The sequence below is a fragment of the Brevundimonas sp. CEF1 genome, assembly GCF_051353055.1.
Lineage (GTDB): Bacteria > Pseudomonadota > Alphaproteobacteria > Caulobacterales > Caulobacteraceae > Brevundimonas.
Window position 1 is genome coordinate 196642 of the sequence record NZ_CP195593.1, and the last position, 20405, is coordinate 217046.

Annotated in this window: 23 protein-coding genes, 1 tRNA gene and 1 other RNA gene; 16 read left to right on the forward strand and 9 right to left on the reverse strand. The window is 68.5% G+C overall.

The window, feature by feature from the left end; genetic code table 11:
- Nucleotides 1-234 precede the first annotated feature (234 nt).
- Together ACR9FL_RS00980 and ACR9FL_RS00985 are read left to right on the forward strand one after the other, a co-directional pair.
- Nucleotides 235-528, forward strand: a complete 294-nt coding sequence (locus ACR9FL_RS00980; protein WP_296172495.1) for a 4a-hydroxytetrahydrobiopterin dehydratase — start codon at nucleotides 235-237, stop codon at nucleotides 526-528.
- On the forward strand, nucleotides 525-1319 hold the full coding sequence (locus ACR9FL_RS00985) for an SDR family oxidoreductase (RefSeq protein WP_436356762.1): 795 nt from the start codon (nucleotides 525-527) through the stop codon (nucleotides 1317-1319). Before ACR9FL_RS00980 ends, ACR9FL_RS00985 begins: the two co-directional genes overlap by 4 nt.
- 207 nt (nucleotides 1320-1526) lie before the next feature.
- On the opposite strand, the gene thrS is transcribed toward ACR9FL_RS00985, so the two are convergent.
- The 4 genes from thrS to ACR9FL_RS01005 all read right to left on the reverse strand — a co-directional run bounded on the left by thrS (nucleotide 1527) and on the right by ACR9FL_RS01005 (nucleotide 5134).
- Nucleotides 1527-3467 (reverse strand): threonine--tRNA ligase, encoded by a 1941-nt coding sequence (gene thrS / locus ACR9FL_RS00990; RefSeq protein ID WP_436356763.1) that lies wholly within the window; start codon nucleotides 3465-3467, stop codon nucleotides 1527-1529.
- Nucleotides 3464-3712 carry a membrane protein insertion efficiency factor YidD gene (yidD, locus tag ACR9FL_RS00995; protein WP_436356764.1) on the reverse strand — a complete coding sequence of 83 codons (249 nt, stop codon included), beginning with the start codon at nucleotides 3710-3712 and terminating at the stop codon, nucleotides 3464-3466. The genes thrS and yidD overlap by 4 nt, the downstream gene beginning before the upstream one ends.
- 81 nt (nucleotides 3713-3793) lie before the next feature.
- A complete protein-coding gene (locus ACR9FL_RS01000) occupies nucleotides 3794-4264 on the reverse strand; it encodes an iron-sulfur cluster assembly scaffold protein (RefSeq protein WP_436356765.1) in 471 nt (156 codons plus the stop codon).
- Between the two features lie 45 nt (nucleotides 4265-4309).
- On the reverse strand, nucleotides 4310-5134 hold the full coding sequence (locus ACR9FL_RS01005; RefSeq protein ID WP_436356766.1) for a tetratricopeptide repeat protein: 825 nt from the start codon (nucleotides 5132-5134) through the stop codon (nucleotides 4310-4312).
- A 94-nt stretch (nucleotides 5135-5228) separates the two neighbouring features.
- Between ACR9FL_RS01005 and ACR9FL_RS01010 the strand changes: the two genes are divergently transcribed.
- A complete protein-coding gene (locus ACR9FL_RS01010; RefSeq protein ID WP_436356767.1) occupies nucleotides 5229-6614 on the forward strand; it encodes a leucyl aminopeptidase family protein in 1386 nt (461 codons plus the stop codon).
- Between the two features lie 77 nt (nucleotides 6615-6691).
- On the forward strand, nucleotides 6692-7504 hold the full coding sequence (locus ACR9FL_RS01015; RefSeq protein ID WP_436356768.1) for a C40 family peptidase: 813 nt from the start codon (nucleotides 6692-6694) through the stop codon (nucleotides 7502-7504).
- A 200-nt stretch (nucleotides 7505-7704) separates the two neighbouring features.
- Here ACR9FL_RS01015 and ACR9FL_RS01020 read toward each other — a convergent pair whose 3' ends face one another.
- The gene (locus ACR9FL_RS01020) at nucleotides 7705-8337 is read right to left on the reverse strand and encodes a c-type cytochrome (protein ID WP_436356769.1); all 633 of its coding nucleotides are present in this window, start codon (nucleotides 8335-8337) and stop codon (nucleotides 7705-7707) included.
- A 145-nt stretch (nucleotides 8338-8482) separates the two neighbouring features.
- On the opposite strand from ACR9FL_RS01020, the gene ACR9FL_RS01025 reads away from it, so the two are divergent.
- Nucleotides 8483-9205, forward strand: coding sequence for a 3-deoxy-manno-octulosonate cytidylyltransferase (locus ACR9FL_RS01025; RefSeq protein ID WP_296172513.1), 723 nt, complete (start codon nucleotides 8483-8485; stop codon nucleotides 9203-9205).
- Nucleotides 9206-9367: 162 nt separating this feature from the next.
- Here the strand turns inward: ACR9FL_RS01025 and nudC are convergent, their stop codons facing one another.
- A complete protein-coding gene (nudC, locus tag ACR9FL_RS01030) occupies nucleotides 9368-10285 on the reverse strand; it encodes an NAD(+) diphosphatase (protein ID WP_436356770.1) in 918 nt (305 codons plus the stop codon).
- An 87-nt stretch (nucleotides 10286-10372) separates the two neighbouring features.
- On the opposite strand from nudC, the gene ffs reads away from it, so the two are divergent.
- The 3 genes from ffs (at nucleotide 10373) to ACR9FL_RS01045 (ending at nucleotide 12932) form a co-directional block, all read left to right on the forward strand.
- Nucleotides 10373-10466, forward strand: an RNA gene (gene ffs, locus ACR9FL_RS01035) — signal recognition particle sRNA small type.
- A 174-nt stretch (nucleotides 10467-10640) separates the two neighbouring features.
- A complete protein-coding gene (locus ACR9FL_RS01040; protein ID WP_436356771.1) occupies nucleotides 10641-11039 on the forward strand; it encodes a DUF3597 domain-containing protein in 399 nt (132 codons plus the stop codon).
- Nucleotides 11040-11096: 57 nt separating this feature from the next.
- A complete protein-coding gene (locus tag ACR9FL_RS01045) occupies nucleotides 11097-12932 on the forward strand; it encodes a DNA polymerase III subunit gamma/tau (protein WP_436356772.1) in 1836 nt (611 codons plus the stop codon).
- Nucleotides 12933-13051: 119 nt separating this feature from the next.
- Here the strand turns inward: ACR9FL_RS01045 and ACR9FL_RS01050 are convergent, their stop codons facing one another.
- A complete protein-coding gene (locus ACR9FL_RS01050) occupies nucleotides 13052-13666 on the reverse strand; it encodes a malonic semialdehyde reductase (protein WP_436356773.1) in 615 nt (204 codons plus the stop codon).
- Between the two features lie 160 nt (nucleotides 13667-13826).
- Here ACR9FL_RS01050 and ACR9FL_RS01055 point away from each other — a divergent pair, with 160 nt between their 5' ends.
- From ACR9FL_RS01055 to ACR9FL_RS01090, 8 genes are all read left to right on the forward strand, one after another.
- On the forward strand, nucleotides 13827-14156 hold the full coding sequence (locus ACR9FL_RS01055) for a YbaB/EbfC family nucleoid-associated protein (protein WP_436356774.1): 330 nt from the start codon (nucleotides 13827-13829) through the stop codon (nucleotides 14154-14156).
- Nucleotides 14156-14758 (forward strand): recombination mediator RecR, encoded by a 603-nt coding sequence (gene recR / locus ACR9FL_RS01060; protein ID WP_436356775.1) that lies wholly within the window; start codon nucleotides 14156-14158, stop codon nucleotides 14756-14758. Before ACR9FL_RS01055 ends, recR begins: the two co-directional genes overlap by 1 nt.
- Before the next feature lie 243 nt (nucleotides 14759-15001).
- Nucleotides 15002-16219 (forward strand): DNA recombination protein RmuC, encoded by a 1218-nt coding sequence (locus tag ACR9FL_RS01065; protein ID WP_436356776.1) that lies wholly within the window; start codon nucleotides 15002-15004, stop codon nucleotides 16217-16219.
- 78 nt (nucleotides 16220-16297) lie between these two features.
- On the forward strand, nucleotides 16298-16756 hold the full coding sequence (locus ACR9FL_RS01070; protein WP_296172530.1) for a hypothetical protein: 459 nt from the start codon (nucleotides 16298-16300) through the stop codon (nucleotides 16754-16756).
- Nucleotides 16757-16766: 10 nt separating this feature from the next.
- On the forward strand, nucleotides 16767-16961 hold the full coding sequence (locus ACR9FL_RS01075; protein ID WP_436356777.1) for a helix-turn-helix transcriptional regulator: 195 nt from the start codon (nucleotides 16767-16769) through the stop codon (nucleotides 16959-16961).
- Nucleotides 16962-17010: 49 nt separating this feature from the next.
- Nucleotides 17011-17958: a TraB/GumN family protein gene (locus tag ACR9FL_RS01080; RefSeq protein WP_436356778.1), complete on the forward strand. Its 948-nt coding sequence runs from the start codon at nucleotides 17011-17013 to the stop codon at nucleotides 17956-17958.
- An 87-nt stretch (nucleotides 17959-18045) separates the two neighbouring features.
- Nucleotides 18046-18120 (forward strand) — tRNA-Gly (locus tag ACR9FL_RS01085).
- Nucleotides 18121-18775: 655 nt separating this feature from the next.
- Nucleotides 18776-19447 carry a helix-turn-helix transcriptional regulator gene (locus ACR9FL_RS01090; RefSeq protein ID WP_436356779.1) on the forward strand — a complete coding sequence of 224 codons (672 nt, stop codon included), beginning with the start codon at nucleotides 18776-18778 and terminating at the stop codon, nucleotides 19445-19447.
- 13 nt (nucleotides 19448-19460) lie between these two features.
- Here ACR9FL_RS01090 and ACR9FL_RS01095 read toward each other — a convergent pair whose 3' ends face one another.
- Nucleotides 19461-19745 (reverse strand): hypothetical protein, encoded by a 285-nt coding sequence (locus tag ACR9FL_RS01095; protein ID WP_296172539.1) that lies wholly within the window; start codon nucleotides 19743-19745, stop codon nucleotides 19461-19463.
- 90 nt (nucleotides 19746-19835) lie between these two features.
- Nucleotides 19836-20357: a hypothetical protein gene (locus ACR9FL_RS01100; RefSeq protein ID WP_436356780.1), complete on the reverse strand. Its 522-nt coding sequence runs from the start codon at nucleotides 20355-20357 to the stop codon at nucleotides 19836-19838.
- Between the last annotated feature and the right edge of the window lie 48 nt (nucleotides 20358-20405).

A 20405-nucleotide genomic window follows, 5' to 3' on the forward strand; every position in this document is an offset into this window, starting at 1 on the left:
AAAGCCCTCCCCCTCGAGGGGGGAGGGGTGGGTGGGGTGAGGCCGCAGTCTGGCCGCTCAGGCACAGGAGACATGGGCCGCGCCGCCTCCTGCTCCACATTTTCGACCTAGACGCCCACACCCATCCCCGCCCTTCCCCCTTGAGGGGAAGGGAGAATGGCGCGCGCGGCTACCCTCACGGCTTGTCGCTCTCGCGGGGGCGCGATACGCCTGAACAAAACCAAGGAGACGCCCATGACCGCCCTCGACGTCAACGCCGTGCTTCAGGGCCTGCCCGACTGGCGCCGCGCCGACGACCCGCGCCCGGCCATCGCGCGCTCGCTGAAGTTCGCTGACTTCAACGCCGCCTTTGGCTTCATGACCCGCGTGGCCCTGCTGGCGGACAAGGCGGACCACCACCCCGAATGGTCGAACGTCTACAACCGGGTCGAAGTCCTGCTGACCACCCATGACGCGGGCGGCGTGACTGAAAGAGATGTTGCGATGGCCCGCTTCATCGACGAGGCCGTCAAAGGCCAGGTCGAGTGACGGCCCCTCGTCTGGGACGCGTCGCCGGCAAGGCCGCTCTGATCACCGGGGCGGCGGGCGGTCTGGGTCAGGCCATGGCGCGGATGCTGGTGCGCGAAGGGGGCAGGGTCGCCGTCTCCGACCGCGACCTGAACGGCGCGCGGGCCTTGGCCGAGGCCATCAACGCCGAGCATCCGGGTTCCGCCTTCGCCTATGAGCACGACGTGACGCGCGAGGACGACTGGGTCCGCGTCGTCGCCGCCGCCGCCGAGGACATGGGCGGTCTGTCCATCCTGGTGAACAACGCCGGCATCGGCGGTTCGCTGGCCTGGGCCGAACAGGACACGCTGGAGAACTGGCGGCTGGTTCAGGCGGTCAACATCGAGTCCGTCATGCTGGGCTGCAAGCACGCCATGCCCCATCTGCGGGCCTCTGGCGCCGGCTCGATCGTCAACATCTCCTCGATCGCGGGGCTGGCGGCGGCGCCGGGCATGGGGGCCTACAACGCCACCAAGGCGGCGGTCTGGCTCTACACCAAGACCGTGGCGCTGGAGGCGGCCAAGGCCGGCTGGAACGTGCGCGCCAACTCGGTCCACCCGGTCTTCATCAAGACGCCGATCCTCGACCCCTTCGTCGCCATGGCCGGCGGCGACGAGACGACGGCGCATGAAAGGCTGGCGCGCGGCATCCCCCTGAAGCGCATCGGCGAGCCTGACGACGTGGCCTGGTGCGTCCTCTACCTGGCCTCGGACGAGTCCAAGTTCGTGACGGGGGCTGAGTTCAAGATTGACGGGGGCATGACGGCGCAGTGATCCGTTTTTCCTCCCCATTCCATGGGGAGGTGGATCGGCCGCGCAGCGGCCGAGACGGAGGGGGCGGCGCCGTCTTGTCCGCATAAGTCGAGAAAGTCAGGCGTCGCGTCGCCCCCTCCACCGCTTCGCGGTCCCCCTCCCCACTGAGTGGGGAGGAAAGGCCATAAAGAAAAACGCCCCGGCCTTTCGACCGGGGCGTTCTCATATTCAGGCCTGACCGTCGCGCAGACGTTTCAGGTCGGGGGCCAGGGCCTCGTCGGTCAGGATGGCGATCGCCTCCTCGACGGTGACGATGGTCTGGGCCTGGCTGCCCAGGCGGCGGATGGCGACCTTGCCTTCCTCGGCCTCCTTGCGGCCGACGACGGCGATGGCGGGCACCTTGCCGACCGAGTGCTCGCGGATCTTGTAGTTGATCTTCTCGTTGCGCAGATCGATTTCGGTGCGCAGGCCCGCGGCGCGGAACTTGGCGACCACTTCTTCGGCATAGCCGTCGGCGTCCGAGGTGATGGTGGCCACCACGGCCTGGGTCGGCGCCAGCCACAGCGGGAAGGCCCCGGCGTAGTTCTCGATCATGATGCCGATGAAGCGCTCGAACGAGCCCAGGATCGCGCGGTGCAGCATGACCGGGCGGTGCTTCTGGCCGTCCTCGGCGATGTAGGTCGCGTCCAAACGGTCGGGCAGGACATAGTCCAGCTGGATCGTGCCGCAGGTCCATTCGCGGCCGATGGCGTCCTTGACGATGAAGTCCAGCTTGGGCGCGTAGAAGGCGCCGTCGCCCTCGGCGATGACCACATCGACCCCGGCGTGGCGGGCGGCTTCGGCCATCTGGGCCTCGGCCTTGTCCCAGAACTCATCGGACCCGGCGCGCACGTCGGGACGGGTGGCCAGGTTGATGTAGGCGGTTTCCATGCCGAGGTCGGCGTGGACCGACTGGGCCAGCTTGATGAACTCGGCCGTCTCGTCGACGATCTGGTCTTCGCGGCAGAAGATGTGGGCGTCGTCCTGGGTGAAGCCGCGCACGCGCATCAGGCCGTGCAGCGAACCCGACGGCTCATAGCGGTGGCAGGCGCCGAACTCGGCCATGCGCAGCGGCAGTTCACGATAGGAACGCTGGCCCTGATCGAAGATCTGCACGTGGCCGGGGCAGTTCATCGGCTTCAGGGAAAGGGTCTCGCCCTCCACCGTCTCGCAGACGAACATGTTGGGACGGTATTTTTCCCAGTGGCCCGAGGCCTCCCAGAACTTGCGGTCCAGAACCTGCGGCGTCTTGACCTCGACATAGCCGGCGGCGTCCAGGCGGCGGCGCATATAGGCCTCCAGCACGCGCCACAGGACCCAACCCTTGGGGTGCCAGAAGACCATGCCGCGGCCCTCTTCCTGCATGTGGAAGAGCTCCATGGCGCGACCCAGCTTGCGGTGGTCGCGCTTCTCGGCCTCTTCGATGCGCAGCAGATAGGCGTCCAGGTCCTCCTTGGTCGCCCAGGCGGTGCCGTAGATGCGCTGCAACTGGGCGCGGTTCGAGTCCCCGCGCCAATAGGCGCCGGCCAGCTTGGTCAGCTTGAAGGCCTTGCCGACGAACTTCGTGGTCGGGAAGTGCGGTCCGCGGCACAGGTCGGCCCATTCGCCCTGCTTGTAGACGGTGATGGTCTCCGTTCCCGGCAGGTCGCGGATCAGTTCGGCCTTGTAGGTCTCGCCGATCTTCTCGAAGTGGGCGATGGCTTCGTCGCGGTCCCAGACCTGACGTTCCAGCGGGGCGCCCCGGTCGATGATCTCGCCCATCCTCTTTTCGATCCTGGCGAAGTCGTCGGTCGAGAAGGGCTCGTCGCGGGCGAAATCGTAATAGAAGCCATCCTCGATGGCCGGGCCGATCGTGACCTGGGTGCCGGGGAAGAGCTCCTGCACCGCCTGGGCCAGCACGTGGGCGGCGTCGTGGCGGATGGTTTCCAGCGCCTCGGGATCGTCGCGCATCAGCAGGCGGAAGTCGCCGTCGCCGTCGATGACGCGGTCCAGGTCGCGCTGCTCGCCGTTCCAGACGACCAGGGCCGCCTTCTTGGCCAGGGAGGGCGAGATGGCGGCGGCCACGTCGCGGCCCGTCGAGCCGGCCGGATACTGACGCACGGCGCCGTCGGGGAATTTCAGTTCGATCATGACGGTCGTTCTTTTTCAGACTTGGCGGGCGGCACGGGATCATAGCCCGAACCGCCGAAGGGATGGCATTTACAGAGACGGCGCACGGTGAGCCATCCCCCCCGAACCGGACCGTGCTGGAGCAGGGCGTCGCGCCCATAGTCCGAACAGGTCGGCAGAAACCGGCACGACTGGCCGAAGAAGGGGGACAGCGTCACCTTATAGCCCCGATGGGCCGCGCGGACGCTGCGTTCGTAGAGAGACATCTGTCCCTTCGCCGGGGGCTCTGTTTCGGGTTCGCGCCGCTTATCCCTCTTCATGACAGGGGGATCAACCGGACGAAGCCTTCAGGCCGCGCCGGCGAGGCGAGTTCGCGTATCGCTGTGGTGCTTCGCGAGGGCCTGGTTCACCGCGTCGAGCGTGGCTTCCAGCGCCACCATGGTCGAGGCGTGACGCGCCGGATAGTCGGCGACCTGCTTGAGCACCCGCAGAGCTTCGAAGCGGCCTTTGGGGCCTTCTCCGCCCGATTTCAGCATGGCCAGCATGGCGTCTCTAGCCTCAGCGATTTCTTGGGCCGTGGCGCCGAGGATGCTCTCGCCGACCACGCCCGCCGCGGCCTGACCCAGGGCGCAGGCCTTCACCGCCTGGGCGAAGTCGCTGATGCGGCCCTCGTCGTCCAGCACGACATCGACGGTCGCCTTGGACCCGCACAGCTTGGCCACGCGCTCGGCGGTCCCCTCAGGCGAGGTCAGCCGCCCGCTGTGCGGCAGATTGGCCGCCAGCGACAGGATGCGCGCGCTGTAGAGGTCGTCGATCATGGGATGAAGATAGGGCTTTCGGACCGTGGAGAGAAGAGCGGGGCCTCAGCCGCCCTGAACCGAGGACCAGGTGCGAGCCGACCCGCCGGTTTCAGCCGTCGTGACGGGCGTGGCCGCCGCCGTCCGCTCCGCCAGCCAGCGTAGGTTGGCGTCGGCCACTTCCGGGGGCAGGTCGCGGCGCAGGATCTGTTCGGCCTCGCCGGTCTTGCCCTGCAGGCCCAGGGACAGGGCCAGGTTCTGACGCACCTTCAGCGTCGCGCCCGGCTGGGCGGCGGCGCGGCGCAGCAGGATTTCAGCCGAGGGGGCGTCGCCCTCGCCCATGCGGGCGATGGCGGCGTTGGTCAGGACGTCGGGGTTGTCGGGCGACAGGCGCAGGGCCTCGCTCCAGGCCGCCTTGGCGTCGTCGGGACGCCGCACCTGCTGATAGGCCACGCCCAGCAGCGACAGGGGCCGCCAGTCGCGCGGGGCGGCGGCCCGCGCCTGTTCCAGCGCCGCGATGCCATAGAAGGCCTGACCGCGTGCGATGTGGGCGCGGCCGACCTCCAGCATGGCTTCGATGTTTGCGGGCTGGAGCGTCAGCACGCCCTGCGCCGTCTCGGCGGCCTGATCGAACTGGCCCATTTCGCGCAGGGCCTGGGCCGTCTTGACCCCGGCGACCGGGTCCATCGGATTGATCTGCTGTTGCTCGGACCAGAAGACCGAGCGGCTGAGGGCGTCGGCGCGGTCATAGCTGGCTCGCACGGCCGCGTCGGCGGGCTGGCGCGCGGGCGCGGCGGCGGCGGCTGGGGCAGGGGTCTGGGCGACAGCGGCGCCCGACAGGCCCAGAATAGCCAGAGTCATGGTTGCGGCGGCGGCGGCGGTGCGCGACATGGAGAAGGTCCGGACGGTTTCCTGCGGCCGCAGGGTCGCCCCTCCGGGTCAAGGTTTGGTTAATCGGCCTTTAAGGGCCGGAAAGGCTCGCCCCATGTCCGTCGCACACTCCGACCTGCTGATCGCCGCTTCGGCCGCCGCCCGCCCGGTGCGCGTGGTCAAGGCCGGGCAGGGGCTGAGCGGCAAGGCGGCCCTCTGGGCTGAGGCGAATAGCTTCACGGGCAAGGCGGGCCAGCTGCTGATCGTTCCCGGCGACGACGGCGCGGCGGCTGAGGCCCTGTTCGGGGCTGGCGAAACCTTCGAGCCGATGAGCGCCCGGTCGCTGCCGACCCGTCTGCCCGCCGGCGACTGGCGCCTGGACGGCGTCGAGGGCGAGGCGGCCCAGCAGGCCGCCCTGGCCTTCGCGCTCGGCGGCTATCTGTTCGACCGCTACAAGGCCCGCCCTGAGCGCGGTCGCGCCCGCCTGGTCGCGCCTGCGGGCCTCGATCTGGCCGAGACCCTGAACATCGCCGCCGCCGCCGCCCTGGCGCGCGAGATGGTCGACACCCCCGCCGCCGACATGGGGCCGCTGCAGATCGAGACCATCGCCCGCGAGATCGCCCAGTCGGCAGGCGCGGTCCTGACCGTCACCACGGGCGACGCCCTGCTTGAAGAGAACTATCCCGCCGTCCACGCCGTCGGTCGCGCCGCCGCCCCGCACCGCGCGCCACGTGTGCTGGAGATTGGCTGGAAGCTGGACCAGAGCGACCTGCCGCTGGTGGCCCTGGTCGGCAAGGGGGTGGTGTTCGACACCGGCGGTCTGGACCTCAAGCCCGCCGCCGGGATGCGCAACATGAAGAAGGACATGGGCGGTTCGGCCCACGCCCTGGCGTTGGGCCGTCTGATCATGCAGGCCGACCTGCCGGTGCGTCTGGTGGTCCTGGTCGCCGCCGTCGAGAACGCGGTCTCCGCCGACGCCTTCCGCCCCGGCGATATTCTGAACAGTCGCAAGGGCCTGACCATCGAGATCGGCAATACCGACGCCGAGGGCCGCCTGATCCTGGCCGACGTCCTGACGCGGGCCAGCGAGCATGAGCCCGATCTGACGCTGGACTTCGCCACCCTGACCGGGGCGGCGCGCATGGCGCTCGGCCCCGAACTGCCGCCCCTCTACACCGACGATGAGGCCCTGGCCGAGGGCATCCTCAGCGCCGGACGCGCGGTCGGCGACCCCCTGTGGCGCATGCCGCTGTGGGCCGGCTATCGCGCCTCGCTGGACAGCGAGATCGCCGATGTCAGAAATGATTCCGCCGCCTGGGCCCAGGCCGGGTCTGTGACGGCGGCCCTCTTCCTGCAGAAGTTTGCGCCGGCGACGGGATCGTGGGCGCACATGGACATCTTCGCCTGGAACCCGCGCGCGCGTCCCGGACATCCTGAGGGCGGCGAGGCGCAAGGCTTGCGCGCCTGCTACCGCTATCTGCGCGACCGATTCGCCAAATAGCCAAGGCTGTTAACGCCCGATTTGGCTTCGGGGTTTAGAACCGACGACTTACCCGCGTGAACCGCCGAGTCCTCGTATTGTCCGACGCCCTCGACCTGATCCCGCCCGGCCCGCCTCTGATCCTTCGGGACGGAGACCGGATCGTGCTGGCCGAACAGGCGCTGGAAGGTCTGACGCCGGCCGAGGCCTATGTGCGGCTTGAGGCCATGCACTGCCGGGTTCCGGTGGCGGACATTGTTTCCGACGCGGGCCAGCGCATCGACCAACTGCTGCACGGCGAGGTCTTCGATGTGCTGCATCGTCAGGGCGCCCCTGGCCAGACGCGAGTTTGGGGCCGCGCCCGCCGCGACGGGATCGTCGGCTGGGTGGCGCTGGACGTCCTTTCGCCCGGCGCGCCCCTGGCCAGCCGCCGCGTCGCCTCCGTGACCGCCGCCCTGCCGCTGAACGCCCTGGTGGGCGAGGCTGCCGAAGGGCTGAGCGAACAGGATCTTCAACCGGTCGGTGATTTCGAGCGCGAGCCGGTGGCCGTGGCCGAACGCCTGCTGGGCCGCCCGCACGCGCTCGGCGCTCGTTCCTCGTTCGAGACCGATTGTTCGGGTCTGGTGCAGCAGGCGCTTCTGGCCTGCGGCCTGCCCGGTCCGCGCCGCTCCGCCGGGCAGGCCGACCTGGGACGTCCCATCGTGCGGGAAGCCGCCCAACGTGGCGATCTGGTCGTCTGGATGGCGCCTGAGGGCGACGACTGGACCGGTCATTCGGCCATCATGGTCGACGCCGATCAGGTCATCCACGCGACCGGCGCGCGCGGCGGCGTGGTCATCGAGTCCCTGGCCGAGGTCGAGGCCCGCCTGACCGCCGACGGCTACGCCTCGGCGGTGTTCCGGCGGGTCTGACTCCCTTCCGTCATCCCGGACAAGGCTCGCGAGCGAGCCGCAGATCCGGGACCGCCCAAGGCGCAGACGGCGGCGAGTCTTGCGGTCCCGGATAGCCCTGCGGGCTTCCGGGATGACAGCCCATCCCGCGATCAGCTCCCCAAACGCAGAAAAGGCGACCCGAAGGCCGCCTTTTCCAAATCATTTGACTGTCGTCGCCCCTAGGCGGCGGGCGCCGCCGCCGGGGCCGGGGCCGGGGCCGCAGCGGCGTCAGCAGCGGGAGCCGCCGCGCCGGGCTGACGGGCCGGGTCCGGCGCCGGGATGGCGAAGCCGCCCGAGCCGTTCGAACGCAGCCAGGCGATCAGGTTGATGCGGGTCTTCTCGTCGCGGATGCCGGCGAAGGACATCTTGGTGCCCGGGATGTAGCGGCCCGGCGCGGTCAGGAAGTGGTCGATCTCGTCATAGCCCCAGGTCGGGGCCTCGGCCTTGTGCTTGGCCATGGCGTCCGAATAGGCGAAGCCCGCGCGGTGCATGGCGGGGCCGCCGATGACGCCGAACAGGTTGGGGCCGATGCCGTCCGCGCCGCCGGTGTTGGCCGTATGGCAGGCCTGGCAGCGCGCGAAGGCGGCTTCACCGGCGGCCAGGTCGGCGGCCGGCAGGACCGTGCCCCAGTCGATCGGCAGAGGGGCGGCTTCACCGCCGGCGGATTCTTCCGGCGCGTCCACAAAGTAGCCCATCTTTTCGGGCTGTTTGGTGTGGTACACCATGCCCGAAACCTGCTGGACCACCAGGATCACAAAGGCGGTGCCCAGGCACGCGCCCATAATCTTGTTCCACTTCAGATCGCCGCTCATGCGCGTCGTCGCTTCCCGTCTCTAATGAGCCCCCCAACCGCGAAGCGGCCTCAGGCATATTCTTGCGTCGGCGTCTCTGACACGCTAGCGCGACCTTCGCAACCGGCCCGGCCGCTTCCGGGCGCCTCTGGACGTCGTCAAGTCGATGAATCCGCTGATAATGATACCCGCTCGCATGGCGGCGACCCGTTTGCCGAACAAGCCCCTGGCCGACATCGGCGGCAAGCCGATGATCGTGCGGGCCTGGGAACAGGCGGCCCTGTCCGGTTTCCGCGTCGCCGTGGCGGCGGGCGATCCCGAGATCGTCGCGGCGGTCGAGGCGGCCGGCGGCCTGGCCGTCCTGACCGATCCCGACCTGCCCAGCGGCTCTGATCGTATCCGCGCGGCGGTCGAGGCGGTCGATCCCGACGGCGCCCACGACCTGGTCATCAACATCCAGGGCGACATGCCCTTCGCCTCGCCCGATCTGGCGCGAGCCTGCGCCGACCTGCTGGCGCGCGAATCAGCCTGCGACATCGCCACCCTGGTCGCTGCCGAGGCCGACGCCTCTGATCGGGCCAACCCTGACGTGGTGAAGGCCGTTCTGGCCCTGCCCGAGGGTGGGAGCAGCGGCCGTGCCCTCTACTTCACCCGCTCGACCCTCTATGGCGACGGCCCCGTCTGGCGCCACGTCGGCATCTACGGCTACCGCCGCGAGGCCCTGATGCGCTTCTGCGCCGCCCCGCCGTCCCCGCTGGAGAAGCGCGAAAAGCTGGAACAACTGCGCGCCCTGGAAATGGGCCTGCAGATCTGGGCCTCGGTCATCGACGAAGCCCCGCTGTCGGTGGACAATCCGGCCGATCTGGAAGCGGCCCGGGCCCTGGCCTGAGCCGTTCTTTCCCTTCTCCCCTTGTGGGAGAAGGTGGCAGGCGAAGCCTGACGGATGAGGGGTCTCTCAGGGGGTTGATAAGGGGCCGCGACTTGCCGTCGCGAAACCCCTCATCCGACCTCGCTGCGCTCGGCCACCTTCTCCCACAAGGGGAGAAGGGCCTTATTCGTGCGCCCAGGTCTCCAGCAGCCGCCGCGCGATGGCGAACGGCGGCGGGGCGTGGATCGACCCGTGCGTCCCGGCCAGCACCGCCCGCGCCTCGGCCCGCGTCAGCCAGGCCACGGCCTCCAACTCGGTCTGGTCTGGCGCGGCGTTGTCGTCCGTGACCTCGGCGATCAGGCCGATCATCAGCTGGGCGGGGAAGGGCCAGGGTTGGCTGGAGTGATAGGCCACGTCCGAGACGGTCAGCCCCGCCTCCTCCATCACCTCGCGGGCGCAGGCCTCCTCGACCGATTCGCCGGGCTCCATGAAGCCGGCCAGGGCCGACATCCGGCCCTCGGGCCAGGCGGCCTGACGACCCAGCAGGCAGCGGGGTTCTGCGCCGCCCTTGAACACCGGCAGCATGATGACGACCGGATCGACACGCGGGAAATGCTCGACCCCGCAGGCCGGGCATATCCGTCGCCAGCCGCCCGAGGCCTGGTCCGTCGCCTTGCCGCAGGCGGCGCAGAAGCCGTGACGGCGACGCCAGTCGAACAGGCTCTTGGCGGTGCCGGCGATGGCGACGTCGGTTTCCGACAGGGCGGCCGCGGCGGCGCGCATCTCGATGAACTGGCCCAGACCCCCGGCGGGACCGGTGGTCGGGTCGATGGAGCTCTCGAACTCTACCGCAAACACCGGCGCCCCCTTCCACAGACCCAGGAAGACGTCGCGGTCGGGGACCAGGTCGCGGCCGTGGCTCAGGGCCAGCCAGACCAGACGCTGTCCGCCCTCGTGGTCCTCGACCAGGGGCCGCCCCTCCCACAGCACCATGGCCAGGGCCTCGGGATTGGCTTCCTGCTCGCCCAGCCAGGCGGCGTCGTTGCGGAGGTCGCCCGAGCGGTCGAGCGGATTGCCGGAGAAGACATGGGTGTGGGGCATGGCGCTTCCATACCCCCGACAAGACGACGCGGGGAGGGGTCTTGCTTAGACCTCTTGATTCTGACGCCGTCAGCCGTCATATCCCTCCTCGGAGATCGCGGGCGAAGGCTTCGCCAATCTGGTCAGGGCCGGAAGGCAGCAGCCACAACGAATTCACCTTCGGGTCGCGGTCTCTACCTTTATTTTGGCGCTATGCTCGCGACGCGATCGCTCACCGCTTGAGCGCGATTTCAGACTATTCAGACGAATTGGACTCTGTTTTTTCGCAGAGCTTCGTGGGTGCGTCTCGCAAGCTTCACGGAACCGGAATCGCCCTGACCCGCTGAAAGGACTTCACCCTTTCAGGAGCAGGCGAATGAGCATTCTCGGGTCCATCCTCGGCGGCATCTTCAAGAAGAAAAAGGAAGAGCCGGCCCCCGCCGCGCCGGCGCCCGCGCCGACCGCCGCGCCTGTCGCGCCTCAGGCCGCGCCCGCTGCGCCCGCCGCCGTCGCCCCGGCGCCCGAGGTCGATGTCGCCGGCATCCTCGACTTCATGAACGACCAGCGGGCGCAGAAGCTGAACTGGCGCACCTCCATCGTCGATCTGATGAAGCTGGTCGGGCTGGAATCCTCGCTGGCCGAGCGCAAGGAACTGGCCGATGAGCTGGGCTATACCGGCGACAAGTCCGACAGCGCCAGCATGAACATCTGGCTGCACAAGCAGGTGATTCAGAAGATCAAGGACAACGGCGGCCGTCTGCCCACCGATCTCTGAGCCTGTGTCTCTCGCGAGGGGGTGCGCGACCGCGCCCTCTCGCGCTAAGACAGGATCATGAGCGACGTCGATCCGAGTCTTGATGGCCCTCCCTGGGAGGAGGACGTTCCTGAGCGGGACGAGAACACCGACGACATGTTCGGCGCGCCCGCCGCTGCGCCCGAACCCGTCGCCGCGCCCGCTGCTCCGGCGCCGCCCAAGGCCGAGCCCTTCGCAGACGAACCCGCCGGCGACGGCGCCTATCAGGTTCTGGCCCGCAAATACCGCCCGCGCGCCTTCGAGGATCTGATCGGTCAGGAGGCCATGGTTCGGACCCTGACCAACGCCTTCGCCACCGGCCGCATCGCCCACGCCTTCATGCTGACCGGGGTGCGGGGCGTCGGCAAGACGACGACCGCCCGCCTGCTGGCACGCGCCCTGAACAATGAGACGGAGACTATCGACAAGCCGTCGCTGGCCCTGACGGCGCACGGTCGTCACGACGCCTCCATCATGGCCGGCCAGCACATGGACGTCATGGAGATGGACGCCGCCTCGCACACCGGCGTCAACGACATCCGCGACATCCTGGAAAGCGTCCGCTACGCGCCGGTCGAGGCCCGCTACAAGGTCTATGTGCTGGACGAGGTCCACATGCTGTCGACGCAGGCGTTCAACGCCCTGCTGAAGACGCTGGAGGAGCCGCCGCCCCACGCCAAATTCATCTTCGCCACGACCGAGATCCGCAAGGTCCCGGTGACGATCCTCAGCCGCTGCCAGCGTTTCGACCTGCGCCGCGTCGAGCCCGAGGTCCTGGTCGGCCACCTGGGCCGCATCGCCGACCGCGAAGGCATGAAGATCGAGCAGGAGGCCCTGGCGCTGATTTCCCGCGCGGCCGAGGGCTCGGTCCGCGACGGCCTGTCCTTGCTGGATCAGGCCCTGGTTCAGGCCGAGAGCGGCGCGACGGTGCAGACCGCGACCGTGCGCGACATGCTGGGTCTGGCCGACCGCACGCAAACCATCGCCCTGTTCGAATCGATCATGGCGGGTCGCACCGCCGAGGCGCTGGAGAACTTCCGCACCCTCTACGGCTATGGCGCCGATCCGGTGCAGGTGACCAATGACCTGCTGGAGCATTGCCACGCGGCCTCGGTCGCCAAGATGCTGGGCCCGAACGCCACCCGCCTGCCCAATGATCAGGCGCAGAAGCTGACGGCCCTGGGCGCGGCGATTTCCGCCGGCACCCTGTCGCGCACCTGGCAGATGCTGCTCAAGGCCCTGGACGAGGTGCGGCGTGCGCCCAATCCGGCGGATGCGGTGGAAATGGCCATCGTCCGTCTGGCTTACGCCGCCGACCTGCCGGGACCGGAAGAGGCGCTGAAGGCCATCCAGTCGGGCGGGACCCTGCCGGGCGGCGGCGGCGCGGGCGGGCCTCGCGGGGGCGGCGGTGGAGGCGGCGGCGCCTCGGCCATGCTGGCGGCTCGGCCCGTGGCCCAGCCCGCCTTTCCCGATCCCCAGACCTTCGAGGCCGTGGTCGCCCTGATCGGCGACAAGCGTGAGATCACGCTGCAGATGGACGTCGAGCGCTATGTGAAGCCGGTGTCGTTCAAGCCGGGCGCCATCGTCTATGAACCGGCCGCCGGTTCGCCCGTCGATCTGGCGCGGCGTCTGGCCTCGCGGCTCAAGGAATGGACCGGCCGCACCTGGCTGATCGCCGCCAATGGTCAGGGCGGCGGCGAGACCCTGATCGAGATCGAGAAAAAGGCCCGCACCGCCCGCCGGGCGGCGGTCGAGGCGGACCCCTTCGTGGTGTCCATCATGCAGGCCTTCCCCGGCGCAGAGATCAAGGACATCAAGACCCTGGCGCCTGCGGTCGAAATGCCCGCCATCCCCGAGGACGACGAGGAAGACTGATCCAGCCCGTCATCCCGGAAGCCCGTAGGGCTATCCGGGACCGCAGGAAGAGCTGACGTCGGCGTTCTGGGCGGTCCCGGCTCTCCGCTGCGCTGCGGCCGGGATGACGGCCTCTTTGCTTACAGGATCTGCGCGGCTTCCTCGAAGTCGAGGCGGGGCGAACGCGGGAAGAGGTTTTCGTCCGTGCCGTAGCCCAGGTTCATGATGAAGTTCGGCTCGACATTGCTGTCGGGGAAGAACTCGGCCTTCACGCCAGCGGCGTCGAAGCCCGACATCGGACCCACGTCCAGACCCAGGGCGCGCGCGGCGATGGTCAGATAGCCGCCCTGCAGCGAGGCGTTGCGGAAGGCGGCTTCACGACGGCCGGCCTCGTCCAGGAACCAGTCGCGGGCGCCGGGGGCGTGCGGGAACAGCTTGGGCAGGGTGTCGTGGAAATCGATGTCCTGGGCGATGATCAGGTTGACCGGGGCGGCCAGGGTCTTGGCGCGGTTGCCCTCGGCCATATGGACCGACAGACGGGCCTTGGCCTCGGGCGAGGTGACGAAGACGAAGCGGGCCGGGGTCATGTTGACAGCGGTCGGGCCGAACTTGGTCAGGTCGTAGAGCTGGCGCAGCAGGTCGTCCGACACGGGGCGGTCGCTCCAGCCGTTGCGCGTACGCGCCTCGGTGAACAGCTGGGCCAGAACCGAATCGGAAACCGGAACGTCGCGGGCGGAAAGGGCGTCGAAGGCCATGGGGAAAGCTCCTGAACAGGATTAGCAACTTCAGTTGTGGCGAATATGGCTTGTCCCGCGTCGGCGTCAAGGGGATTGGCTACAAAATCTGTTGCTGATGTGGATCAATGTTCGGCCACAGGGTCTGGAGCCCGGCCGCGGATCGCCCTATCTAGGGGGTATGAAAGACCTCAACGCCCTGATGCAACAGGCCCAGGCCATGCAGCAAAAGCTGCAGGACGCCCAGGCGAAAATGGCCGAAACCACCGCCGAGGGCACCTCGGGCGGCGGCCTTGTCTCCATCGCCCTGAAAGGCCCCGGCGAGATCACCTCGGTGAAGATCGACGACAGCCTGATGGCGCCGGGCGAGGGAGAGATCCTGGCCGACCTGATCGTCGCCGCCCACGCCGACGCCAAGCGCAAGCTGGACGAGGTCAACAACGCCCTGATGCGCGAGGCCGCCGGCCCCATGGCCGGGATGAACATTCCGGGGATGCCGAAACTCTTCTGATGGCCGCTTCCGCCGGACCGGAAATCGAACGCCTCATCAGCCTGCTGGCCAAGCTGCCGGGCATGGGGCCGCGCTCGGCCCGGCGCGCGGCCCTGGCCTTGCTGAAGCGGCGCGAGCAACTTCTGGTTCCGCTCGCCGCCTCGCTGGCGGAAACGGCCGCAAAGGTCGTCAACTGCTCGGTCTGCGGCTCGCCCGACACGCGCGATCCCTGTTCCGTCTGCGCGGACCAGAGCCGCGACAACGCCCTGATCTGCGTGGTCGAGGAGGCCGGCGCCCTGTGGGCCATGGAGCGGTCTGGCGCCTTTCGCGGCAAGTATCATGTCCTGGGCGGCCTGCTGTCCGCCCTGGACGGCGTCGGCCCCGAGCAACTGCGCATCGCCGAACTGATCGGCCGTGCAAAAGGCGGCGAGGCGAGGGAGGTGGTTCTGGCCCTGCCCGCCACCGTCGACGGTCAGACCACGGCCCACTATCTCGCAGAGCGCCTGTCGGCGGCGGGCGTGGAGGTCACGTCGCTGGCGCGCGGCGTCCCCGTCGGCGGTGAACTGGACTGGCTGGACGACGGCACGATTGTTCAGGCGCTGCGGGCGCGCCGCCCGGCGTAAGATTCCCTCTCCCGATGGGAGAGGGCTTGAGCGCACGAGAGCGTCAGCGATCGTTCTTGCGCAAAAGGGTGAGGGTTGGCGCTTGAAGTCGACCTAAGGCCGTTGTGCGACGGCTCACGCCGACTGACGCTGTGGACCCTCACCCTTTCGCCTTGCCAATCGCTGCACTCTTGGAGGCTCAAGCCCTCTCCCATCGGGAGAGGGAGGCTATGATCCAGCCCCGACTCCGGCTAGGAACGGAGCATGAACACGCTCGAACTCATCCTGCTGGTCGTCGCCGTGGCCGCGGTCGCCGGCTTCTTCTGGGCCTTCATGGGCTGGCAGAAGGCCAAGGGGGCGCTGGACGCCGCCGACGCCCGGCTGGAGCTGATGGAGGAGAGCCGCGATTCGATGGCCGACTTCCTCAAGGCCCAGGCCTCTCAGTCGGCCGAGGCCGTGGCGACCAAGCTGGTGGCCCGCGCCACCGAGACCTTCCAGGCCCAGGACCGCGTCGCCCGCGAGCGCATGGAGGCCCAGCTCAAGCCGGTGTCCGAAACTCTGGCCAAGTTCCAGGAACACGTCGCCGCCCTGGAGAAGACCCGCGCCGAGGATACCGGCGGGCTGAAGGAGCAGCTGGCCGCCCTGATGACCGCCTCGACCGCCACCCGGGACGAGGCGCGCCGCCTGACCGAGGCCCTGAAGGGCAATACCGGCCGTCGCGGCCGTTGGGGCGAGCAGACCTGCCGCAATGTGCTGGAGGCCGCCGGCATGGCCGGCCGCTTCGACTTCGAGGAGCAGAACTCCTCGGCCAATGACGAGGGCCGTCAGCAGCGCCCCGACTTCATCGTCAAACTGCCGGGAGGCGGCATGTTCGTCATCGACGCCAAGGTGTCGCTGGCCTTCGCCGACGAAGCCGACGGCGATGACGAAGCCCAGGCCCAGGCCATGTCGCTGCGCACCGCCGCCAGCATGAAGACCCACGTCCGCCAGCTGTCGTCCAAGGCCTATCAGGACCAGTTCAAGCCCAGCCCCGACTTCGTCGCCATGTTCGTGCCCGGCGACGCCTTCCTGGCCGCAGCCCTGGATCACGAACCCGACCTGATGACGGACGCCATGGCCTCGCGCGTGGTCATCGTCACCCCGACCACCCTGTTCGCCCTGTGCAAGGCGGTCGCCTATGGCTGGCGCGCCGAGGAGCAGGCCAAGAACGCCGAGGACGTCGCCCGCCTGGGCAAGGAGCTCTACAAGCGCCTGTCGGTCATGGGCGGCCACGCCGCCTCAGTCGGCCGGGCGCTGGAGACCGCTGTCGGGAAGTACAACCAGTTTGTCGGCTCGCTGGAGAGCCAGGTCATGGTCTCGGCGCGCCGCTTCGAGGACCTGCAGGTCGACCACGAAGGCAAGGACCTGCCCGAACTGACCGCCGTCGAACAGTCGCCCCGCACCCTCAGCCGCCCCGAACTGTTGAACGCACCGGCGGAATGAGCGAGCAATGATCTGACAACCTCGCTTGACGCCCGCCCATCGTGATGTAAAACACGCTTGTCAGATCGGGAGGGCGTCTTGGCCAGCAAACGTAAACTCATTCTCCAGACCGTGGCGGGGTTCGGCGTGATCCTGCTGGCGGGCTTCATCATGGGCGCCGTCCTGGGCTATATGGAGGGCAAGGGGCAGGACGTCATGACCAGCACCGCCGTCCTCTGGGTCGTAGGCGCTTTTGCCGCCCTGACCATGTTGATCTCGCTGTGGGTCGGCTTGCGGTGGATGTCCTCGATCGACGAGGCGGCCCAGGAGGCGCACAAGTGGGCCTGGTTCTGGGGCGGTTCCAGCGGCATGGCCGTGGGGGGCGTTCTGGTGATCATGGCCTCCCTGCCTCAATCCGCGATGATCCAGATTCCCGCCTGGTATTCGGATCGCACCGATCCCGCCGCCTATGCCGCCACAGGCGCCTTCGCCATGCTGACCCTGATGCTGATCGGCTATACCGTCGCCTGGGCCTGGTGGTGGCTGGGTCGGCGCTGAGGAGGGCGGCATGAACAACCGTCTCAAGGTCCTGCGCGCCGAGCGCGACTGGAGCCAGGCCCACCTGGCGACCGAACTCGGCGTCTCGCGCCAGACCGTCAATGCGCTGGAGACCGGCCGCTACGACCCCTCCCTGCCGCTGGCCTTCAAGATCGCGCGCCTGTTCCAGTTGCCGATCGAATCCATCTTCTCGGACGAGCAATAGGGTTCGGCGCGCCGGACCGACTGACCTTCAGCCACAAAGGACACTCTTCATGTCTATCGCCCGACTGACCGCCTGTGTGCGATCGACCCTGGCTGTCGGGGCCGCCTTGTCGGCCCTGTTGCTCGCGCCCTCGGCCATGGCGCAGGCGACAGCCGCCGCGCCCGTCGCGGTCACTGCGGCGCCGGCCGGTTCCGGGCCGGGCCTGTGGGTGGTGCGCGACGCCGACTCGACTATCTATCTGTTCGGCACGGTCCATGTGCTGAAGCCTGAAACCCCTTGGGGCACGGCTCGCGTTGATCAGGCCTTCGCCAGCGCCGACGAATACTGGTTCGAGATCGCGGACCTGGCCGATCAGACCGGCGTCATGCCTGTGATTCAGGCCAAGGGCGTGTCGCCCGACCGTCCTCTGTCCAGCCTGCTGACCGCCGAGGAAATGACCGACCTGGACGCCGCCGCCCGAACCGTCGGCGCGACGGCGGCGCAACTGGACCCGCTGCGCCCCTGGCTGGCCAGCCTGCAACTGGCGCTCGCCTCGATCCAGAAGGCCGGCTACGTCGCGGCCAACGGCGGCGATCAGATCCTGCACGCGCGCGCCGCCGCCACCGGCAAGCCGATCAAGGGCTTCGAGACCGCACCGCAGCAGATCGGCTTCATCGCCGACATGTCCGAAGACGCCCAACTGGCCATGCTGCGCTCGGGCCTCAAGGAGTTCGACACGGCTGAGGTCGTCCTGGGCCAGATGGTCACCGCCTGGTCCACCGGCGATGTCGAAGGACTGGACGCCTTGATCGGCCAGGAGATGAAGGCGGAATCCCCCGAGATGTACGCCGTCATGCTGACGCAACGGAATACGAATTGGGCCGATCAGATCCAGACCCTGCTGGCGGGTTCGGGCACGGCCTTCATCTCGGTCGGCGCCGGCCATCTGGCGGGTTCCGACAGCCTTCAGGCGCAGTTGGAGCAACGCGGCGTCTCGGTCGAACGCATCCGCGACTGAACCGCCCCGCCCTGCCGATTTTCCACAGGCCCGGCCCCGCGCCGGGCCTTTCCTTTTCGGCCCCGCCCTCTATGGTCCGCCCCCGATGCGGTCGTAGTTCAGAGGTAGAACGTCAGCTTCCCAAGCTGAATGTCGCGGGTTCGATTCCCGCCGGCCGCTCCATTCCCTCTCGTGATTTTACGGACAGGCTTCCCCGAGGCGGCAGGCCTGACGCTTCGGCGGCGACTCCGGTCGTGCGGAACGCTGGGGGGCGTGCAGTTCCGCGTGAGGTCGTCGCGCCGAAGCGCCCATGTTTGAGCGGGGGCGGATGCGCCCACGCCCGGCCCGCCCGTTGACGCGTCGATCCCGCAAACGCGGTGGTGGCGATCGGCGCGCCTGGGGTCCGGCGACACGGCCGCGCGCGCGATGTCATGTCGCGACGGTCGGCGTGATCTTGAACCCGCCCGAAGTCTTTCCGGTGTCCTTGATTGTAAAATCATCGGGGGGCGAGGCGCTATCGGAGGCGTCTCCTCCTGGAAAGACGTGACAGTTCATCAATTTGCGTCGTTAACAACTTGTTAGTAATCTCCATTTCACTTCGTTGGCAGATCAGTTGTTATAATTTAGAGTATTTTCTGAGCATAAATGTATAACATGGTGTTGGTTGCTGGTTATTTTTCCGAACTCTGCATCGGATCGTCAGTTTTGAATATCACCAATCTGTGGGGTGTTTACGGGAATATTTTGGGGTATGGTCAAATTCGTCGATATTGTGGCGTCGTGACGGGGTGGTGGAACAACCGGTCGGACGGGGGCGGCCAGAGCTTGGAGTGTCAGGGTGGCGCAGAGTTCTGTTGAGATTGATCTGGCGGCCGGCGCGCCCGGAGAACCGTTCTGGTTTTCTACCGACCGGCGCGTGTCGCGGGACCGGCGGCGTCCCCCCGCGACGGATGAAGCCGGGCCGGACGCCGTCTGCGGTCGAGCCCTGGCCAACTGGATCGACAGCGAGCGCCGAGCCCGGCTGATCGTGACGCGCGAACTCGACGTGATGTGGATGAACGAGGCGGCGCGGGGGCTGCGCGATGAGGGCGAGGCGTTCGAGATGTGCGACGGGCGGCTGACGCCGCGCTCGGCCATCATCGTCGGCCTGGTCGCGGCGGCGCGGCCCGAGGAGGCGGGCTGCGCCGTGGTGCCGGGCGAGGGCGGACGTCATTGGGTGGCCTGGGCGCGCGAGGTCTGCGCCGCGCCCGACGCCCTGATCGGCCTGACCTTGCAGCGGGCGCGAAGCGAGATCCGCTTTCAGGCCCTGATCGAGAACCACCTGCTGACGCCGTCGGAAGGCCGGATCATCGAAATGCTGCTGGCCGGCGCCGAGACCGGCCGGGTCGCCCAGGCGCTGGACATCTCGATCGAGACCCTGCGCACGCACCTGAAGCACGCCTATCAGAAGCTGGGCGTGCGCAGCCGTGGCGAGTTGTTCGCCGAGGCTTTGAGCTTCGTCGGCCCCTGAGGGGGCGCGAGCCTTAGGCGGCGGGCGACGGGACGCCGACCACGGCAGGCGTCGGCGTGACAGGGCCTGTCGCGGGGGCCGGTGTCGCGGCGCTGGCGGCGTCGGCCTGGACCAGCAGGGGGCCGAGGGCGAAGGCGGCGACCGCCGCGCCGGCCGACAGGGCCAGGACCGCAACCACCACATAGGCCGCGATCGAGCGTGACCGGCGACGACGGAAGCCGCCGGATTTCACGGCGCGGATGATGACGAAGGGGCCCTTGTTGAAGGCCTCGGAACCCATGATGTTATGCTGGGACAAGAACGCGCTCCCCGACTGTCCAGGAATGGATCAGTTCACAGAGCGGTCCCGTAAGGCCAAAGGATGGCGAACGCCGATCCTTGGCGTCGTTCAACTTCCGAGGGTGACGTTGATCATACGCCCGCCGCGCGTCTGGACCCGCTTCATCAGCACCACGATGTCGTCGCCCGCCTTGACCGGCGAGATCAGGAACCAACTGCCGTCGGGCAGACCGTTGAAGCGGAAGACGTCGTTGGCGCAGGCCTGGGCGCGTTCGAACGAACGGTAGTCGGCGCCCTGTTCGCCGGCCGAGCGGGCGCGCACCACGGCGGCGGGCACGGCGGCTCGATCGGTCGAGCCGTAGAGGCGCTGCATCCGGGCGCGGGTATAGCCGGTGTCGGGGATCAGGCCGACATTGCCGACGCAGTGGAAGCTCTTGCCGTCCTGGGCGAAGGCCACGCGGCCTTCGATCGAGGCCTGTCCCGCACGGGTCGACCAGGCGAAGGCGTCGGCGCTGAACTCGGTCGAGTCGGCGGGCGCGACCCCGTTCATGGGCATGGTGGCGCAGGCGCCGAGCGCGAGGGCGCCGGCCAGAATGGCGGCAAGGGCGAGGGAAGGGCGACGGGTCGACATGGAGGGGCTCCCGGAACTCGTTTCAAGCGTCACCGGCATGACCCTCCA

What these genes read in the sequence shown, in the direction of transcription:
- ACR9FL_RS00980 (WP_296172495.1), top strand. Translation starts at nt 235, where the DNA reads ATGACCGCCCTCGACGTCAACGCCGTGCTTCAGGGCCTGCCCGACTGG.
- thrS (WP_436356763.1), bottom strand. Translation starts at nt 3,467, where the DNA reads ATGATCGAACTGAAATTCCCCGACGGCGCCGTGCGTCAGTATCCGGCC.
- yidD (WP_436356764.1), bottom strand. Translation starts at nt 3,712, where the DNA reads ATGTCTCTCTACGAACGCAGCGTCCGCGCGGCCCATCGGGGCTATAAG.
- ACR9FL_RS01000 (WP_436356765.1), bottom strand. Translation starts at nt 4,264, where the DNA reads ATGATCGACGACCTCTACAGCGCGCGCATCCTGTCGCTGGCGGCCAAT.
- ACR9FL_RS01005 (WP_436356766.1), bottom strand. Translation starts at nt 5,134, where the DNA reads ATGTCGCGCACCGCCGCCGCCGCCGCAACCATGACTCTGGCTATTCTG.
- ACR9FL_RS01010 (WP_436356767.1), top strand. Translation starts at nt 5,229, where the DNA reads ATGTCCGTCGCACACTCCGACCTGCTGATCGCCGCTTCGGCCGCCGCC.
- ACR9FL_RS01020 (WP_436356769.1), bottom strand. Translation starts at nt 8,337, where the DNA reads ATGAGCGGCGATCTGAAGTGGAACAAGATTATGGGCGCGTGCCTGGGC.
- ACR9FL_RS01025 (WP_296172513.1), top strand. Translation starts at nt 8,483, where the DNA reads ATGAATCCGCTGATAATGATACCCGCTCGCATGGCGGCGACCCGTTTG.
- nudC (WP_436356770.1), bottom strand. Translation starts at nt 10,285, where the DNA reads ATGCCCCACACCCATGTCTTCTCCGGCAATCCGCTCGACCGCTCGGGC.
- ACR9FL_RS01040 (WP_436356771.1), top strand. Translation starts at nt 10,641, where the DNA reads ATGAGCATTCTCGGGTCCATCCTCGGCGGCATCTTCAAGAAGAAAAAG.
- ACR9FL_RS01045 (WP_436356772.1), top strand. Translation starts at nt 11,097, where the DNA reads ATGAGCGACGTCGATCCGAGTCTTGATGGCCCTCCCTGGGAGGAGGAC.
- ACR9FL_RS01050 (WP_436356773.1), bottom strand. Translation starts at nt 13,666, where the DNA reads ATGGCCTTCGACGCCCTTTCCGCCCGCGACGTTCCGGTTTCCGATTCG.
- ACR9FL_RS01055 (WP_436356774.1), top strand. Translation starts at nt 13,827, where the DNA reads ATGAAAGACCTCAACGCCCTGATGCAACAGGCCCAGGCCATGCAGCAA.
- recR (WP_436356775.1), top strand. Translation starts at nt 14,156, where the DNA reads ATGGCCGCTTCCGCCGGACCGGAAATCGAACGCCTCATCAGCCTGCTG.
- ACR9FL_RS01065 (WP_436356776.1), top strand. Translation starts at nt 15,002, where the DNA reads ATGAACACGCTCGAACTCATCCTGCTGGTCGTCGCCGTGGCCGCGGTC.
- ACR9FL_RS01075 (WP_436356777.1), top strand. Translation starts at nt 16,767, where the DNA reads ATGAACAACCGTCTCAAGGTCCTGCGCGCCGAGCGCGACTGGAGCCAG.
- ACR9FL_RS01080 (WP_436356778.1), top strand. Translation starts at nt 17,011, where the DNA reads ATGTCTATCGCCCGACTGACCGCCTGTGTGCGATCGACCCTGGCTGTC.
- ACR9FL_RS01100 (WP_436356780.1), bottom strand. Translation starts at nt 20,357, where the DNA reads ATGTCGACCCGTCGCCCTTCCCTCGCCCTTGCCGCCATTCTGGCCGGC.